This is a genomic window from Dyella marensis (assembly GCF_900112865.1).
Taxonomy (GTDB): domain Bacteria; phylum Pseudomonadota; class Gammaproteobacteria; order Xanthomonadales; family Rhodanobacteraceae; genus Dyella_D; species Dyella_D marensis_A.
The window spans coordinates 168,713-186,067 of sequence record NZ_FONH01000002.1 but is presented as its reverse complement, the minus strand read 5'-3'; the positions used below and the strand labels follow the sequence as shown (position 1 = coordinate 186,067).

General features: G+C 66.4%; 12 protein-coding genes and 1 riboswitch. Of the genes, 7 read left to right on the top strand and 5 right to left on the bottom strand.

The window, feature by feature from the left end:
* Nucleotides 1–107: 107 nt before the first annotated feature.
* Nucleotides 108–339: riboswitch (cobalamin riboswitch) on the bottom strand.
* A 417-nt stretch (nt 340–756) separates the two neighbouring features.
* Nucleotides 757–1,722 carry an ornithine cyclodeaminase family protein gene (locus BM172_RS03625; RefSeq protein WP_026636655.1) on the top strand — a complete coding sequence of 322 codons (966 nt, stop codon included), beginning with the start codon at nt 757–759 and terminating at the stop codon, nt 1,720–1,722.
* A gap of 19 nt (nt 1,723–1,741) precedes the next feature.
* On the opposite strand, the gene BM172_RS03620 is transcribed toward BM172_RS03625, so the two are convergent.
* The 3 genes from BM172_RS03620 to BM172_RS03610 form a co-directional block, all read right to left on the bottom strand.
* Nucleotides 1,742–2,251, bottom strand: a complete 510-nt coding sequence (locus BM172_RS03620; protein WP_026636656.1) for a cytochrome P460 family protein — start codon at nt 2,249–2,251, stop codon at nt 1,742–1,744.
* Nucleotides 2,252–2,270: 19 nt separating this feature from the next.
* A complete protein-coding gene (locus BM172_RS03615) occupies nt 2,271–3,332 on the bottom strand; it encodes an alpha/beta fold hydrolase (RefSeq protein WP_026636657.1) in 1,062 nt (353 codons plus the stop codon).
* A 77-nt stretch (nt 3,333–3,409) separates the two neighbouring features.
* On the bottom strand, nt 3,410–3,706 hold the full coding sequence (locus BM172_RS03610) for a hypothetical protein (RefSeq protein ID WP_026636658.1): 297 nt from the start codon (nt 3,704–3,706) through the stop codon (nt 3,410–3,412).
* A 271-nt stretch (nt 3,707–3,977) separates the two neighbouring features.
* On the opposite strand from BM172_RS03610, the gene BM172_RS03605 reads away from it, so the two are divergent.
* Both BM172_RS03605 and BM172_RS03600 read left to right on the top strand, forming a co-directional pair.
* Nucleotides 3,978–4,268 (top strand): type II toxin-antitoxin system RelE/ParE family toxin, encoded by a 291-nt coding sequence (locus BM172_RS03605; RefSeq protein WP_026636659.1) that lies wholly within the window; start codon nt 3,978–3,980, stop codon nt 4,266–4,268.
* Nucleotides 4,269–4,285: 17 nt separating this feature from the next.
* Nucleotides 4,286–4,690 carry an addiction module antidote protein gene (locus BM172_RS03600; RefSeq protein WP_081805301.1) on the top strand — a complete coding sequence of 135 codons (405 nt, stop codon included), beginning with the start codon at nt 4,286–4,288 and terminating at the stop codon, nt 4,688–4,690.
* A gap of 26 nt (nt 4,691–4,716) precedes the next feature.
* Here the strand turns inward: BM172_RS03600 and BM172_RS03595 are convergent, their stop codons facing one another.
* Complete coding sequence (locus tag BM172_RS03595; RefSeq protein ID WP_090423534.1) at nt 4,717–4,980, bottom strand: hypothetical protein; 264 nt, start codon at nt 4,978–4,980, stop codon at nt 4,717–4,719.
* Between the two features lie 315 nt (nt 4,981–5,295).
* The gene (locus BM172_RS03590; RefSeq protein ID WP_035323865.1) at nt 5,296–5,595 is read right to left on the bottom strand and encodes an acyl carrier protein; all 300 of its coding nucleotides are present in this window, start codon (nt 5,593–5,595) and stop codon (nt 5,296–5,298) included.
* A 228-nt stretch (nt 5,596–5,823) separates the two neighbouring features.
* Between BM172_RS03590 and BM172_RS03585 the strand changes: the two genes are divergently transcribed.
* From BM172_RS03585 to BM172_RS03570, 4 genes are read left to right on the top strand one after another with little or no spacing between them, the layout of a single operon-like run.
* Complete coding sequence (locus tag BM172_RS03585; RefSeq protein ID WP_026636662.1) at nt 5,824–11,607, top strand: hypothetical protein; 5,784 nt, start codon at nt 5,824–5,826, stop codon at nt 11,605–11,607.
* Nucleotides 11,608–11,635: 28 nt separating this feature from the next.
* Complete coding sequence (locus BM172_RS03580; protein ID WP_026636663.1) at nt 11,636–13,039, top strand: serine/threonine-protein kinase; 1,404 nt, start codon at nt 11,636–11,638, stop codon at nt 13,037–13,039.
* Between the two features lie 50 nt (nt 13,040–13,089).
* Nucleotides 13,090–14,493: a hypothetical protein gene (locus BM172_RS03575; protein ID WP_026636664.1), complete on the top strand. Its 1,404-nt coding sequence runs from the start codon at nt 13,090–13,092 to the stop codon at nt 14,491–14,493.
* Nucleotides 14,494–14,501: 8 nt separating this feature from the next.
* The gene (locus BM172_RS03570; RefSeq protein WP_026636665.1) at nt 14,502–17,057 is read left to right on the top strand and encodes a hypothetical protein; all 2,556 of its coding nucleotides are present in this window, start codon (nt 14,502–14,504) and stop codon (nt 17,055–17,057) included.
* Nucleotides 17,058–17,355: the final 298 nt, after the last annotated feature.

Genomic DNA, 17,355 nt, shown 5'->3' with positions numbered 1-17,355 from the left:
GCGAACCGGGCTGCCGCGAGATCGCGCAGGGGCGGGCGGCCAGCGCAGAGGCATGGCACGCAGCCCCGGCCGCCTCCCCGCGGAAGCTCCAGGTCAGGCGGGAAGCTGTCGGCTTCCCGGCCGGGGCAGGTCTTCGGGCTCGTGGACATGAGGCGCGAACGCCTCGCCTAGTGCTCGCCGCTTCCCGGCCGGCTAAGGCCAGTGCTTATGACGAGGTTCGTTTCCACACACCGCTGCGGGGCAGCGCCGGAATTGGCCGTAAGGCCGCACCGGCTTCCCTTTTAATTGCATCCTTTCATCGCGATGAAAGGATGAAAACCACCAGCGGCGTGGAAATTAGGGCCAGGGGATGGGTTTCGTCAAGCACGAGGTCATACCTGGGCGGTGCCTTGCTGCATCGCCGGTCCGCGAGGGCGTCGCCGTTTGCCGTCAAGCCGGAACATGGCGACAGATGTCGCTTCATATCGATTCTGCGATGCGCTTATCACTATGCGGCGTTCGCTATCGATGGGTCAGATCCTATCGAATGATCCATACAGCGAACCCGAGCATGTAAGCGAATCTTCTTGAGTCACTCCCCTGGTCGTGGCTCGGCAAAGCGGTTGCCGTCGTCGGTCAGCCATAGCTGCGCAGGGTCTCATCGCGTTTCCCATGCTGATTTCTCGGATACATCAGCTAGGAATGATCAATCTGCCCGCCGCGATGTGTTCTCCGTATGTTTCGCGCGTCGACAACGCGGCGATAGGAGCAATACGCATGATGGCGACGCGACACATCAATCGGAGTGCGGTCCGCAAAGCCATGATCCACGACATGGCGATCGAGATTCTCGAAGAGATCTACGCCGGCGTGTCGGACGGCAGCATCGAGAACCATCCGAAGTTCTCCCTGCGACTGGGCCGCGATCCGCGGAAGCTGCAGTTCATCAACAGCATGCCGGCCTATCTGCCTCTGAAAGGCTATGCCGGCATCAAGTGGGTGAGCATGAATTCGGAAAACTCCCTAAGAGACATGCCCGCCGTGATGGGCATGATCGTACTCAACGATCCCGACAGCGGTTATCCCCTGGCCGTCATGGACGGCGGCTTCATCAGCAGCTGGCGCACCGGCATGACCGCCGGCATGTGCGCGTACTACTTCGCCGACCGCGACAGCCGCGTGCTGAGCGTGATCGGTCCCGGCGAAAACAACTTCCACGCGCTGGAATACCTGCTGCCGCGCATGCCCCGGCTGACCACCGTCCACATCATCGGACAGCGGCGCGAGCGCGCCCGGCGCTTCGCGCGCCAGTTCGCCGAGCGCTTCCGGCCGATCGCCTTTCCGGTGGCCGACGACGTGTCGGTGCTGGCCGCCTCGGACATCGTGCTGGTCTCGACGCATACGCGGCAGAGCCTGCTCGACGGCGTGCGCCTGAAGGAAGGCGCCTGCGTGGTCGGCACCAACGGTTTTCTGGACCTGGGCACGCGCTTCCTCAGCCAGATCGACCTGATCGTCTACGACCAGCGCCGGGCGGTGCTGAAGCGGCTGGGCGAGTTGGGCAGCGTCGACCTTTCGCTGTTCGACAGCATCGAGCTAGGGGAGGCCATCGCCCAGGGCGGTGTGCGGCGGCGCAAGCAGCGGATCCTGGCGATCCCGGTGGGCCTGGCGGTGATCGACCTGGCGATTGCCGCCCATGTCTATGAGAACGCGGCCAACGAGTACGCCTTCGACTATCAGTCCTGAGCCGCGCCGGCAGCCCGCCCTAGGGCGCGTAATGGGTGAAGACGTCGTCGTGTCCTTTGGCACGCGCCTCGTGGCAGGCGTAGCAGGTGCGGTGCTGCGCCTCGTCCGCCGGCTTGCCGTCGATGAAGCGCCCGTAGCCCCAGCTGCCGCTGGCCGCATATTTCTTGGAGTCCTTCACCATGACCTGCACGGTGGTGGCCGCGCCCGGCACGGTGGCGCTGGCGAAGGCGGTGGAAGGCTGCTGCTTCCACGCCAGCTTGACCAGCACCGTGCCGTCCGGGAACGGCTGCGCACCGCGGCGGTAGGCATCGACGGCGATCCGGTTGCCGAGCACGGTGCGGATCTCGTTCAACGGTGCGGCTTCCAGCGCGGGAGCGATCAGCTCCCACTGCCGGTAGCCCTCCGGCAGCGTGACGCCATAGATCGGCGAGGCGGCGGGCATGGGCTTGGGCGTGTCCGGATGCGCGGTGACGAAGGCGCCGGCGACCAGGATCGCGCCCATGCAGGCGAGGGCATGCAAGGTATTCATCGCAAGGGGTTCCCCGGGGTCAGAAGCGGGCGACGTCGAGTACGGCCTGGGCAAAAGCCTGCGGCGCTTCCTGCGGCAGGTTGTGGCCGATGCCGCCGCCGATGGTGCGGTGCTCGTACTTGCCGGTGAAGCGCCTGGCATAGGCGGCCGGTTCCGGATGCGGCGCGCCGTTGGCGTCGCCTTCCAGGGTGATGGCGGGCACGCGGATCGGCGGCAGTGCGGCGAGTTGCTTCTCCAGCGCGTCGTACTGCGCCTCGCCTTCGGCCAGGCCCAGGCGCCACCGGTAGTTGTGCAGGGTGATCGCCACGTGGTCCGGGTTGTCCAGCGCCGCGGCGGAGCGCGCGAAGGTGGCGTCGTCGAAGGCCCACTGCGGCGAGGCGGTTTGCCAGATCAGGCGCGCGAAGTCGTGCGTGTACCTGGCGTAGCCGGCGGCGCCGCGCTCGGTGGCGAAGTAGAACTGATACCACCACTGCTGCTCCGCCTTGGGCGGCAACGGGTCGTGGTTCAGCGCCTGGCTGCCGATCAGATAACCGCTGACGGAGACCAGCGCCTTGCAGCGCTCCGGCCACAGCGCGGCCATGATGTCGGCGGTGCGCGCGCCCCAGTCGTAGCCGGCGACGATCGCCCGGTCGATCTTCAGTGCATCCAGCAGGGCCAGCCCGTCGGCGGCGAGCGCGGCCTGCTGGCCGTTGCGCGGCGTGTCGGCAGAGACGAAGCGGGTGTCGCCGTAGCCGCGCAGGTAAGGAACGATCACGCGATAGCCGGCGGCGGCGAGGATCGGCGCGACATCGACGTAGCTGTAGATGTCGTAGGGCCAGCCGTGCAGCAGCAGCACCGGCGTGCCGTCGGCGGGGCCGTCCTCGGCATAGGCGACATCGAGCACGCCGGCACGGATGCGCTTCATGCGGGCGAACGAGCTGCGGCCGCCGGTGGCGGTGGCGGTGGCGGTGGCGAGCTTCGCCGGCGTCGCGCTCTTGTCGGATGCCGAGGCGAAGGCGAGGCCCGCGAAGGGCGCGGCGGCCAGGCCGAGTGCGGCGGCACCGAGGAACTTGCGGCGCTGCTGGTCGATGGAGGCGGACATGGGGCTTCTCCTGAAAAAGATGGTGTGCCGTGGGGACTTCAGATTCCGTGCGATGCGGCGGCCCGTTCGCCGCCGGCTCAGCGGCCGGCGCGCTGTTGCGCGAGCGAGGCGTCGCCGCTCGATCCGGCCATCGGCGTCGTGCGGCCGGTGGTCGCGCTGGCGCGCGGACCTTCCGGGCCGAGCTGCGACGGGTAGTCGATGTTCCAGTCGATGGCGGTATCGGCGTTGCCGTCCGATGCGGCGCGCTGCATGTCATGCACCGTCGCGGTGGCGGGCACCTGATGCGTATCGGCAGCCTGGGCCACCCCGGCCAGGGCGAACGTCAGCGCGACGGCGGCGAAGCGGAAGGAGATGGTGAGCAGGGAAGAACGCATGGCGGGACTCCTGGTAAGTGAGGGCGACGACTGGCGATCAGCCGATGTGCTCAGGAGACACCCGGCGCGTATCTGCGATATGTCGCGCATGCCGCTCGAAGGCGTCGGAATGTGTCCGGACCGGGGGTGGATACATTTCGATACACAATCGGAACGTTCGGACCATCGAGCTGCCTACCATCGCCTGACGCGGCGGCCGTCGTGCGGATTCGACCGCGGCTCACCCGACCCGCGGCATTTGCAAAATCGTATCTAGTTGGATACAGTTTCCATGAACGAAATCAGGCAGACGGAAGCGTTCGGCCGATGGATCGCCGACCTGAAGGACCAGACGGGCAAGGCCAGGATTCTCGGTCGCATCGCCAGGGCGAAGCTGGGCAACCTCGGCGACGTCAAATACTTCGACGGTATCGGCGAGATGCGCATCGATGCCGGCCCCGGCTACCGGATCTACTTCGCCAGACAGGGAAAGACGCTCTACCTCCTGCTGCTCGGCGGAGACAAGCAATCGCAGCGTGCGGATATCAGACTCGCCAAGGCCCTGTGGTCCGCCATCGGGTAACGGCCGGAGACAGGGTGATGGCTACCAAGACCAGACAATTCGATGCCGCCGAGTACCTCGACAACGAAGAGGTCATCGCGGCCTATCTGCAGGACGCCCTGGACGACGACGACCCCGATGTATTCCTGCTCGCCGTGGCGGATGTCGTCAGAGCCAGGAGCATGACCCGCGTGTCCAAGGACAGCGGCCTGGGCCGCGAGAGTCTCTACAAGACCATCCGGCCCGGCTCGCGCCCGGGTTTCGCCACGGTCACCCGGCTGCTCGGCGCCCTGGGCGTCAAGCTCGCCGCGGTGCCTGCGCGGAAGTCGGTGCCGGCGCAGAAGGTGGCGGCGAAAGCCGCCGCCAAGCCGGCACGCAAGGCCAAGGCCGGCCGGCCTGCGGCGGCCAAGGCGGCGAAGGCGGCGAAGCGGAAGACCAGCTAGCTTCCGCGATCGACGCTCATCGCGGTTCAAGGCATGCCTGCCTCCTTCTGCATCTGGCCGAAGTGCGCGAGCAGGGCGAGAGCGAGCGACGCCGGTTCGCTCCTCATCAACTGGTGTGAGGCGACCTGCTGCAGCGAGCGCGAACGCGTGGCGCCTTGCTGATCGAGGGCGGCAAGATCGCCATCATTTACGCGATGCGCAATCCGGACCACTAAAACATTTGCACTGGCGCGATGCCGGTACTTCTCCGTTTCGATTGATTGCAAGCGCAAGAAAAATGCAATACGCAAACCCGCCCTGAAAAGACATAACCATCACACTTCCTGTTGCAGAGTCGGGAAGGCGGTGCGTGCGCAAGGCACGTATCGCCATAGGGATATCAGGACAGGGGGAATTATGAAGTTCAGCGCCACGCCGCCGTCCTAGGCGGCGCCTAACCGTCACCTCTCCGCTCCGTCCGTGCTTGCGCGCGGCGTCGGCTTGCATCTGTTCGCCAGCATCCGGCGCGCGGCACGGGCGTGTGCGCCTGCTGCCCGGATGTGCGCGAACGCAGTGCATGCCGCATCGCAGGATTTCGCGATAGCGACGACGGAAGCGCGAGAGACTCAGGCCCGGTGCGGATCGACCGGCGCGGGCGGCACCGCGAGCTTGGCCGCCTGTTCGCGCGCGAACTCGATCACGTCGCCGACGCACAGCATCCGATGCCGCAGATCTTCCAGCGCGCCATCCAGGGATACGCCGACGTGCTCCTCCACCAGGAACACCAGTTCGATGAAATCCAGCGAGTCCAGCTGCAGGGATTCGAACGTGGTCTCGGGTGTCAGGCGCTCGACCGGGATGTCGATGTAGTCCGCCATCACGCGAAGCAGTTTGCTGGTGAGCGCGTCGTATTGAGTGTCGTCCATGAGCGTGCAGGGTGGTGGCAAGTGGGCGCGATAGTGCAGCCAGGTCGTGGCTTCTTGCAACGACTCACGGAGCTCGCCCGCTACTTCGAAAGCTTTCCTCGCAGCAACGTACACCGCGTCAGGTCGTCCGGGTTGATGGCTGAGATGGACGATATCGATGGACCGACGCCGGCGATCGCCGCAGCGATCACGGCCTGCAATCACATCTAACGTCGACAGGGGAATGACATGGATACGCTCTTGCAGCTCAGCCAGGCCGCGGGCCTGTTCTTCGGCTACCGCCCGGTGTGGGAACCGAAGGCCGGCACCGTTCCGTTCTTCGCGCCGCCGGTGGCGCCGGTACTGCCGGCGACGGTCGAGCCGGTGCTGAATCCCTATCCGGACTGGAGCAATACGCCGACCATCACGATCCACGATTCGGCCGAGAGCCTGCTCGACACGCTGTACGGCTATCACGTCGATCCGATGTCGGGCGATCCCGCCGGCATCGACGTGCCGCCCGGGCCGCTGGCCCTGAACGATGCCGACGGCGTCGCCGCGCTGGCCGCGGCAGGCACGTTGTTCGGCCTGGATTTCTCGCAGCGGCGCGGCTACGTGCTGGTGCGCATGACGCGCGTCAACGCCACCTGGACGCATCCCTTCAGCGCCAATCCTTCCTCGCTGCATCGCACGGATTACCTGACCCAGGCGGCCAAGGACGTGATCGACGCCTTGCCGCCGGCCACCGCGCCGAAGCAGGGTTCGGTGCTGTACGACTCCAAAATTGGCAAGGACGACGCCGCCAAGTACATCGCGGCGATCTACCAGCTGGGCAGCCACTTCACCAGCCAGGTGGTGGGCGGCGACGTGCTGTTCCAGGTGTTCGCCTATGACGCCACGCACTTCAAAGTGGTGCAGGGCGCTTTCCAGTCCGACTCCACCCTGCAGCCCGACGGCACTCGCGCGGTGGTGGGCCCCACCGCCGCCGCCTGGGCCTACCTGACCTCGCAGGTGCAGCAGGGCCGCGGCTTCGTTTCGGAATACGGCAAGCTGCGCAGCCTCAGCCGCGATCCCGCGCTGGACGCGGCGATCGCCAAGGGCGACTGGGCCAATGGCTATGTACCCGCCGGCACGGCCAGCGTGTTCGCCGCCGCGACCAACTACAAGCTGATGCTGCCGCTGGTGCTGCAGGTGCCGATTGCGTTCACGCTGACGCCGCTGGCCGACCTGATCGACCAGCCGCTGGTGGCCGGCCCCTGGGACCGCCTGGTCAAGGGCGGCCTGCTGCAGAAATACGGCGATGCCGTGCGCATTCCGCAGGCGCGCGAGATCGACTACGACTGGGCGCAGATCTTCCCCGAGTCGGTGGCCTCGTTCAGCAGCAACATCATCACGCCCACGGTGGACATCTACCAGGAGCGCGTCGATCTCTCCCAGGTCAACCTGCTCGGCGGCGGCATCGTCGCCGAGAACTTCCGGATGAAGTCGTTCACCTCGTTCTCGCAGGTGCTGCATACCAGCGCCATGCCGGGCGATGGCGTGCTGGCGCTGCCCAGCGACGAAGTGACGCTGATCGCGCAGATCATCGACATGAGCCAGGCTCCGCAGACGCCCACGCTGAGCATGAGCTCCGCCGCGCTGGCCAACCTCACCGTGGTGTGCGACCACATGTACGGTGCGCTGGTGTTCGAATCGCAGGACGGCGGCCAGCTGCAGCGCAAGGTGGCGCTGGACGGCATCCTGTTCGCCACCGATGCGCAGGCGGATCCGGCCACCGGCCGATTCAAGGTGTCGATCGCCGGCGTGCTGGAGCGCGGCATCGATGCTTCCACCCTGCCGGCGCTGACCCAGAGCATCCAGTTCTCGCTGGTCGCCGCCGAATCGCTGCTGCATGCGCGCGGCCCGAATGCCGACGTCGTGCGCGGGCTGCAGGTCAGCTACCTGGACTGGCTGGCCGCGCAGATCCCGGGCGACACCAGCGATTTCAACCTGGCCGAGGCGCGCGCCCGCGCGCTGTACATCGCCAACAACGTCGCCTCGCTCGATGCCGACGTGGTCTACGTGCCGTATGTCACCTACGACTCGTACAACAAGTTCGTCGGCGACATGGTGAGCCAGGCGCAGACCCTCACCGGGCAGATCTCGCAGTACCAGATCCAGATCACCGACACCGTCAACAGCTTCAAGATCATGGATTCGATCGCGAACCTCAATGACAACGTCAAGCAGATCGGCGGCGTGCTGACCCAGTACTTCAAGGTGCTGGCCACCGGCCGCGGCGCCATGAACGACTACTACGACTCGGTGCTCAGCCAGCTCAACCGCGAGCAGGAGCAGAACGCCAAGGACATCCTCGACCTGGGCAAGAAGCTCGACGCCCAGAACCTGGTGATCAGCAACGTCAGCGAGAAGGACCCCGGCATCATCCAGCGCTTCCAGCAGCACTACGCCGACTATGCCAACGACCTGGTGGCGCAGTGCGTGGTCTCCGGCATCGAAGGCTTGTTCTCGCTGGGCCTGAGCATGGCGGCGATTCCCGGCGAGGCGGCCGGCGGCGTGCTCAAGGCGCTGAAGGCGATCAAGGACGTCTACGACAAGCTGCAGGCAGTGATGAAGGTGCTCAAGAGCCTGGCCGCCGTGCAGAAGGCGGCCAGCAGCATCAGCAATCTCAATGCCTTGTCCAACGACATCGCCGCGGCCAGCGCCGCCGGCACGCTCAACCTGCCCAGCCAGGTGGACCTGCAGGCCGTGGCCGAGAACGTGCGCGCCGCGCTGGCCAACGTGCCGGACAGCGGCAAGCTCAATCAGGACAAGGCCGACCTGATCGCCGCGGTCAATACCCTGGTCACCATCGGCACGGCCCTGCTGGTGGCGCAGACGCGCGCCAGCCAGATCGCCATGCAGATCATCAACCAGAACCGCCTGAAGACCATCAACGGCGACCAGCAGGGCCGGCTGGATGCGCTCACCAGCATGCTGCACTTGAACGATTCGAGCCGGCCGCCGGATATCAACAGCATCGACCTGATCGGCCTCACCGGCCAGCTGCAGTACCAGCTCAAGCAGGTGCTGTCGGTATTGGCGCAGACGCTGGAGCTGCAGGATGGCGCGATCCAGTACGAGTATTTCGGCCAGCCCACGCCGATCACCTCGTTCAGCCTGATCAACCTGCAGTCGGTGATCGCCACCCAGGACAGCGCGATCATCTCCGCGCTGCAGCAGCTCAATCCGCCGCCGCAGGCGGTGCCCAAGCCGATCACCATCCGCATCGACAACGTGCTGGCCACGCGCCTGTCCGGCGGCAACGTGTTCCAGTTCCCGGTCGCGCTGTGCCGCACCGAGTTCTACAACTACGACATGGTGCGCATCGACCGCGTGGTGCCGCGCATCGTCGGCATCAAGAGCACGCGCACCGGCAACAGCGAAATCCACTTCGCCTGCCAGGCGCGGCCGTTCCAGGACCGCGACTACCAGCGCGACGCATATACCTTCGCCACTTCGCGCCGGGCCTTCGGCCCCTACGTCTACAACCTGGCCACCGGCGAGCCGGAGTTCGGCACCAACACCGGCACCTTCGCCAAGCAGACCACGCACCTGACGCCGTTCTCGGTGTGGGAGATCAGCCTGCCGGCGAACGTGCAGAACAACCAGGACCTCGTGTTCGACAACCTGTTCGTCAGCATCGAGGTGGACTTCTACGTCACCGCGCACTACGACGATCCGGCCCTGCTGCGCCGTCCGCGCCTGATGTCGAAGCTGCCGGCCTCGCTGGCGGCGATGGTGGGCGACCCCAGCCCGGGCGGCACGCCGACGCTGGCCAACCTCGAAGCGCAGATGTACCAGAACCAGGCCGTGCTGCAGAAATGGGACGCCGTGTTCAACGTGCTGTCCGGGCCGGTGAATGCCTTCCTGTACCAGCAGTTCCAGCAGTACATCCAGAAGATCAACCCCGGCAGCACCGATAACCTGATGCAGGTGAACGCGTACTACTGCGAGAACGTGCAGCAGTTCCGCGGCTTCTGGTTCACCAACGTCACCAAGATGACCTTCAAGCTCAGCAATCCGCTGCTGCAGTTCGTGCCCGGCAACGACAGCGTGACCGTGGTGCAGAACATCCTGAGCGGCACCATCGTGCTGGGCACGCTGGGCGTGACCGAGAACGGCTTCGATCCCACCGCCTGCCACCTGGTCGACCAGGACGTAAATTTCACCGGCGCGGCGGGCGGCAGCACGCTGACGCTGTCGGTGCAGGGCGTGTTCGAAAGCAATATGCAGGTGAAGGTGAAGTCCACCGGCACGCTGCCGGCGCCACTGCAGGCCACTACCGATTATTGGATCGTCGGCTGGACCCAGAGCGGCGGCAACACCACCCTGGCCCTGGCCAGCACCGCGGGCGGCACGCCGATCGCGCTGACCAGTGCCGGCAGCGGCACGCACACCATCTATCCGGACATCGAGTGGGGCAATCCCAACCAGGTGGACGTGTCGAAGAAGCCCTATGTCAACGGCAGCGTGGCGCTGGCCAAGGTATCCGGCATCGTCACGCCGCCGCCGGGGCAGGGCTCGTCCAGCGAGACGCATACGGTGATCCTGGATTTCCCGGCCGGCGCGTTCACTCTCAATCAGTTCGAGGTCGATCCGCCGAACTGGGATCCGAACCACCACGCCACCCAGATCTCCAATGCGCTGGCCAGCTACTACGCCACCAACGACATCAAGTACCAGGTCCAGACGATCAACTACAGCAACCTCAACAACGATGTCGCGCTGCAGCCGTCCAAGTTCGTGCTGAACGCCGCCACCACCAATGCCGGCAACAACATCCTGCAGATCCTGATCGCCACCACCGGCGACATCCAGCACGCGCATACCATCACGCTGAACGAGCCGATCGCCTACGACCCGAGCAATCCCATCCCGGGCGTCAGCGATTTCTCGGTGAGCCTGATGATCAGCACCAAGCTGATGTTCGATCACATCTTCGTCAGCAGCTTCAACCAGGGCGGCACCAATCTGCAGGTGCAGGCGGTGGATCCGGGCAAGGACTTCGAATCCTGGAGCGCCAAGGTCAGCCAGGGCAGCGCCACCGGCACGGTGGTCTTCAACAACCCCTACACCATCCGTGGCACGCAGACCAATTTCCAGATGTCCTCGAGCGGCAGCAATGCGTTGAGCTGGGATCTCACCGGGTTGCTGTTCCAGCGCTCGCCGACCGCCGGCCTGGTGATGAACTACACCAACGGCACGGCCAGCCCGCCCACCGGCGGCACCAATGTCAACTTCCAATATCAGCAGTATTACCCGCCGGTATGCTACCGCGGCGGCTGCAGCCCGGGTCACTGGGGCAACTGGCAGAATTCCAGCGCCACCGCCTACGTCACCATGACCGGTGCGTATCCGCTGACGGTGACCGGCAGCGGTGCGGCGCAGCTGGTGCAGTTCGCCAATATCGAACCCACCGTGACTTTCGCGCAGTCGTCCGACCTCAAGCCGACCGGCCCGTGCGAGTGCAATGACAACGACCTGAAGATCGCCTTGCTCAAGAGCCTCGGCGATTCGGTACCGGCCACGCTCAAGCAGTACATGGCAAAAATCAGCTTCAAGCCGATCTCGGTGTTCGCGCTGGAGAACCTGCTGTTCCCGGCCGAGCAGCTGATCACCATGCGCGAGGCGCGCGTGCCGGGCGACCTGCTGGTGGTGGGCAGCTTCCTGCCGAGCGTGCGCAAGACCGCGCCTTCGTACAACGTAACGATCAGCGCGGCGGCCGGCGCCAAGGGCGTGTTCGGCACCACGCAGTTCCAGAACGGCGTGGGCACCGGCAGCGCCACGCAGAACGGCCTGCCGAAGCAGTTCCAGTTCCAGTACGGGCCGATCAATCCCGCGGTCGGCGGCATGGTGACCTACACCATCGACATCGAGGCGGGCACGGTCACGCCGCCGCTGTTCGTGGTGGTGACCCAGCCCGACCCCGACCACAGCCCTGCCACCGTGATCCTGCTGCCTCCGGGCTTCGCGGGCAGCACCGGCAACTGAGCCCATCCGAAGACATGGAGCACTAGCGATGAATACGAACGTTGCCACCAAGGCGCAGTTGTTCGACGAAATGCACGCGAAGGGTTCGGTGCTCAACGGCTGGGGCGCCGTGCTGAATCTCAGCGCGGACCACCTGGCGAAGCGCCTGCACCGCCAGTGGCCGGCCGATGCCAATGGCACGCGCCAGGTGACCTTGCTCAGCGCGCATCCCGCGCCGCCGGGCGCGCCGCAGCGGAGCATCGGCCAGATGCAGATCGAGCTGGGCGCGCCGCAGGTCGCGCTGGTCGCGGGCCAGCCGACGCTGGCGGTGGATTTCCCCGTGCAGCGCGTGCTGGGCCGCTCCGGTTCGATCGGTGTTGTGGCGAAGGCGCTGCCGCTGCTGGCCAACGACGCGGGCGTGGCCTGGGATAGTCCCACCGCAGTCCAGGTGCCGTCGCCGCCGGAGGCGAAGCTCTCGGTGCACTTGCCGTTGCAGGTGCAGCGCGTGCCGTCGGGTTCCGCTGGCGCGCCGCCGGTGTTCGAGCTGGTGCTGGACGTGGCCGGTGCGACAGCCGTGGCACATCAGCTGCCCGCCGCGGCTGGTGATGGCAGTGCGCTGGCGCGCGAGGCCTTGAACGCGATCGGCGGCACGGATGGCCGCCTGCTGGTGGCGACGGTGGACAGCGGCACGCAGGCCAACTGTCGTGCCTTGCAACCGCACACCGTGGCCTTGCGCACCACCAGCACGCCGTCCGGCCAGCAGGTGTTGCAGGTGCATTTCGCGCTGGGCGATGCGCCGGCGCCGCAGGACACCGGCGTGGATGTCGGCGAGCCCGTACCCGTCACCGACGGCATGGACTGGTCGCTGCTGTTCCAGAGCCAGAAGGTGTTCCAGGACCTGGTGGTGCCGGGGTTCAACGCGCTGTCCAAGCACGTGCAGCTCGCCGCCGCGCCGCCGCAGGGCGACCAGCGTGCCTGGTTCCTGCAGACCAAGAACCGCATGTACTTCCAGGGCACGGTCGACTGGGGCAACGCGATGCCTCCGGTGGCGCAGGAGGCGCAGCTGGGCCTGAATTTCACCGGCTCGCCTAACCAGGGCCTGCGCGTATCCGCCTTCGCCGATCCCGGTGCGACGGTGAACCTGGAGTTCGGCGTGCAGCAGAACTACCCGGTGCAGTGCGCCGGACAGCCGGGACAGCAGACGGTGGCCTTCGCCGGCAACGTCGCCACGGTGGCCGCGCCGGGCGTGGCGGAGAAAACCTTCAAGCCCTACCTGGACGCGATCCTCAGCCAGGAAATCCGCGGCGATCTCGACGCCACTTCGCTGCAGCCGCTGGCCGCCTTCGCGGTCCACACCATCCGCTTTCCCGGCGACGAGGCGGTGATCGACGCGGTGCAGATTCCCGGCGACCTGGTGATGGTCGGCGACCTGCAGCCGGACGCGGCGGCCTGAGCCGCGTCCTCCTTCCACGCACGCCTTCCGCCCGTCACAAGGAACCGACCATGCCCAGTCCCGCCACCCTGAGCAACCTGCTGCAGCAGATGTACCAGAACAAGGAAGTGCTGCAGGGCTGGGATGCCGTGATGAACCTGCTGGAAAGCTCGGTCAACACCTTCTTCATGAAGCAGTGGAACCAGCAGACCGGCGGCGCCGGACGGCTGTGCATCGCAGTGGTGTGGTGCGAGGGCGTGTTGCCGGCGCCGGGTCACCAGGGCTGGTTCACCAATGTCACCCAGGTGCAGGTCGACCTCGGCCCGCCGCTGTTCCAGTTCATGAGCGGGCGCAACGAAGTGACGGTGCGCCAGGACATCCTCGGCGGCGCGACCCGCCTGGGCACGATGTCGGTGCCATCCAACTTCAATCCGTCCACCGCGCAGATCTCGCCCAACGATCCGCGCGTGGACTGGGCCGCACCGCAGCCGGTGGACACATCGAAGCATCCGTACCTGTCCGGTACGGTCGGCCTGCAGCAGGTGCAGGGTGTGGTGGGCAGTGCGCATTCGCTGGTGCTGAACTTCGCGCAAGGCGCGTTCGCGCTCAATGCGCTGAGCGTGGTGGGCGTGGACAACACCGTGCTGGTCAACCAGCTGAAGAACTGGTTCGCCACGCATCAGGTCCGTTACGTACTCGCCTCGGTGGATTTCCAGAACATCGCCGGCGCGTCCGGTCTCACGCCGACGTCCCTTCGCTTCAACGTGGTCACCACCAACGCCGGCAACACGGTGGTGCAGTTGCTGATCACCACCAACGGCAACCCGCCGTCGAGCAACGTCATCAACGTCAACGAGCCCGTGCCCACCGCCGACGGCCTCACCTGCACGCTGATGATCAGCTCGCGCGTGCTGTACCAGGACGTGCTGTGCCGGGGCTTCAACGGCCACGGCGGCAATTTCTCGCTGTACCCGATGGGTCCGAAGGCGGGCTACAACGCCTGGTACGCCACCATCAGCCCGCAGATGCATTTCCAGGGCAGCTTCAGCTACGGCAACTGCTGCGACCGCACCACGGTGACCTACAGCGTGTACCTGGGGGGCGACTACACCGGCACCGCCACCGAAGGCTTCGCGCTGTCGCAGCAGATTCACACCCAGGGCAATGCGCCGGTGGATATCACGGTGTCGGCGCGCTACGCGGTGGCGCTGTCCGGCAGCGGGGCGGGGCAGGCGATCCGCATCATTCCAGGCACGCCGTCGGTCACCGTCAGCGGCGGCGCGGAAGGCGAGATGAAGTCGCGCCTGCAGGACATCCTCAACAACGACATCCGCAATTCGATGGCCGGCGTGTCGTTCAATCCGGTGACTTATTTCGCGCTGCGCAACCTGCTGTTCCCCGGCAACCTGATCAATATGAGCCAGGTGCAGGTGCCGGCCGACCTGCTGATCGCCGGCACCTTCTCTCCGCAATGAGCGACACGATGAGCGCAAGCATGCGACTGGGCGAGAGCGTCAACCTGCTGGAAGGACTGGTGCCGGGATGGTTCGACGACGCAAGTGGTTCGCGCCCCTTCGAGGTGCCGCCACGCGAGGCCCTGCTGGGTCTCGATGCGCAGGTGCAGAAGGGGACGGGTGCCTGGTGCGGCCTGGATATCGGCTTCCATGCCTCGATCGAATCGCTGCTCGATGCGCTGTTCGACTATCGCGTCCGGCCGATGCCGGGCGACGCCGGCCGCTTCGACTTGCCTCCGAGTGCGCTGATGCTCGGCGGCGGACGGCGCGCGGCGACGCTGGCGCGCCTGGAGCAGCTACTGGGCGTGCCGGTTGCGCAACTCGAACGTGGCGGGCTGGTGCTGTTGCAATTCCGCCGTGACGACGCCGGGGAGCAGCATCCGCTGGAAGAAGGCGGGATCGGGCGGCGCATCCAGGTCGAACGATACTGGACCCGCGAGGGACGCCACGCAGTAGGGCGCCTGCGCGTGGCCGAGCGCGGCGGCGACGGTCGCGAACCCGTGCTGCGGCAGCGCCAGGCCGAGCGCTACATCGATTATCTCTACGAATACGGCACGCACTTCGTCTCGCGCATCGGCACGGGCGACCGCCTGTTCCAGGTGCTGGCCTGCCAGCCGGGGCGCCATGAACTGTTGCGCAGCCTGTGGCGGCAGGCCGCGGGCGCGGGCGAGCCTGGTGTGTCGGCCGCGGCCTTCGCGATGTATCTGGGCGATGCATGGATCGGTTGGCATGGGCACCTGGTGAGCGCCGCGCAGGATCCGGTGTTCGAGCGTTCCATCCTGGATGGGCTGTGGCGTCTCCCCGAGGCGGGAATGCGCGCCAGCCTGCTGGCCGCCTTGCATCGCGATGCGGGCGCCTGGCTGGACGGGTTTCGGCGCAGTGTGCCGGTGCGGCTCGGTTTCAGCGCGCACAGTCCGTATATGGAGCCCAGCCGCGCTTCGGCATGGCAGCGTGTTGCGAAAGGCGCATTGTTGCAGCGTTATGGCGATGCATTGCTGGTGTCCGCCGTCGGCACCGGCGAGGCGGAAACGGCGACACCTCTCGTCAACCATGGCGAGAGCATCGTGGTGGCGGGCCATGACGGTGCGAGCCTGCTGGTGGACCGTACCGAAGCCATCCAGGCGCAACTGGGCGAGGCGGCAATGGATGCGGGCGTGGCCCATCTGTTCGCGCGTCGCCTGGGTTTCGTCAGCGATGTCGTGTTGCCGGTCCAGGGGGCGCTCACGTTGTTCGGCTTCGCCATCGATGCGGATCTTGCGCGCGGGCATATGCCGACCCTTCGCCTGGAAGGCGATGTCACGGCCGTCGTGCGCTGCCATACGCCGGTGCTGCATGGCGCGCTGCGCATCGCCCGCCCGGATGGCACGCATGAAGTGCTGAGCGGCGGCCTGCATTTTGGCGACGACGCCCAGGGGCGCGTGTCCGTGCTGGCCGATCTGTGCCAGGTGGATGCGGCTGTGCTGGCGGCATTGCGCGTGCCATTGATTGCCGCGCTGGACGAAGCGGAGGCACAGTGGCTGCGCGCCATCGCGGCCGGCGTGCCGGCGACGATAGCCACGATCCGTGCGGAACTCGACTGGTTGATTCGATGCCTGCGCGACAGCGGGGCGTTGGCGCCGGAGGCCGCTCATCGTGGCGGCTGGGACGCGTTGTTCCGTCGCCTGGCGCTGCTGGCCCGCCTGGGCCCGACGGTGCCGCGACTGCGGCCGGACGCCGGCGCGTCGCTGATCCAGACGGCCGCCGAGCTGTTGCTGCATTGCCGTCTTGCGACCGACGCGCCCGACAGCGAGCAGCAGGCCTTGGCGCAGGCATGCGCGGAGGTATCGCTGGGCTTCGATGCCGCGATGGATCACACGCTGGAGCCGGATGCCGGCGACCTGGCGCGGTTGGCGCAATGCCTTTCGCGCATCGACGAGGCTTGTGGCCAGGCGGTATGTGCCATCGAGACTTTGCTTGAGGAAGCTCAGGCCACGGTTGATGAAAACGTACAGGTCGTGTTGCTGACGATGGCGCGCCTGTGGGGCGACGAGTTCGGCGGGGCGATGCCGCCGCCTCCGGGCGAAGAACGGCCCGCGCTGGCGCTGGAGCTGTTGCGTGCGGCGGAGCACGATCGCCGTGCGGCCAGGTTGCTGCATGCGGTGGCGGTCCATGCCGATCTCGGCATGGTCGACGCCGCGGTCGAGGCGATGGATGGTTTGGGCCAGCATGGGCTCGCGCTGGAGCAATGGAGTGCGCTGCCGGGGATGATCATGTCGTTGCTCGATCCGTCGGACGCGACTGCCTCATCGTTGTCGGATGCGTTGCGCGAGTGGGCTGCGCAGGGCTTGCGCCTGGCTGTGTCGATTCCGGTGGTCCAGCAGGGAGTGCAGGATCGGTTGCGCAGGGGGCGGGCGGTGGATGTTCCGTCGCCGGTCGCGGTGTCGTTGCGGATGATGTTGGCGTCGAGGCGGTTGCAGTTGCAGTGGGTGGGGGCGTATGGGCAGGGGGACGCGGTGGCGCGTCGGTTGGGTGTTGTGGCGGCGTAGGCCGCCTCTTGCTCGTCATTCCGGCGCGGGCCGGAGTCCAGGTTTTGCTCGTCATTCCGGCGTAGGCCGGAATCCTGTTTCCGTGTCGCCTGGTTGTCGCGTGGCGGCGACTTGGCCGCTACACAGCGGGCGTTCCTTTTTTTGCTCGTCATTCCGGCGCAGGCCGGAATCCAGTAGCGGGATCGCTTGATGGTCGCGATCCGGTGACCTGGCCGCTTATGCAGCGGGCATTTCGGACGCCTGCCGGCGCCCGAGTTACTTTTTCTTTGCTGGCCCAAAGCAAAAGTAACCAAAAAGA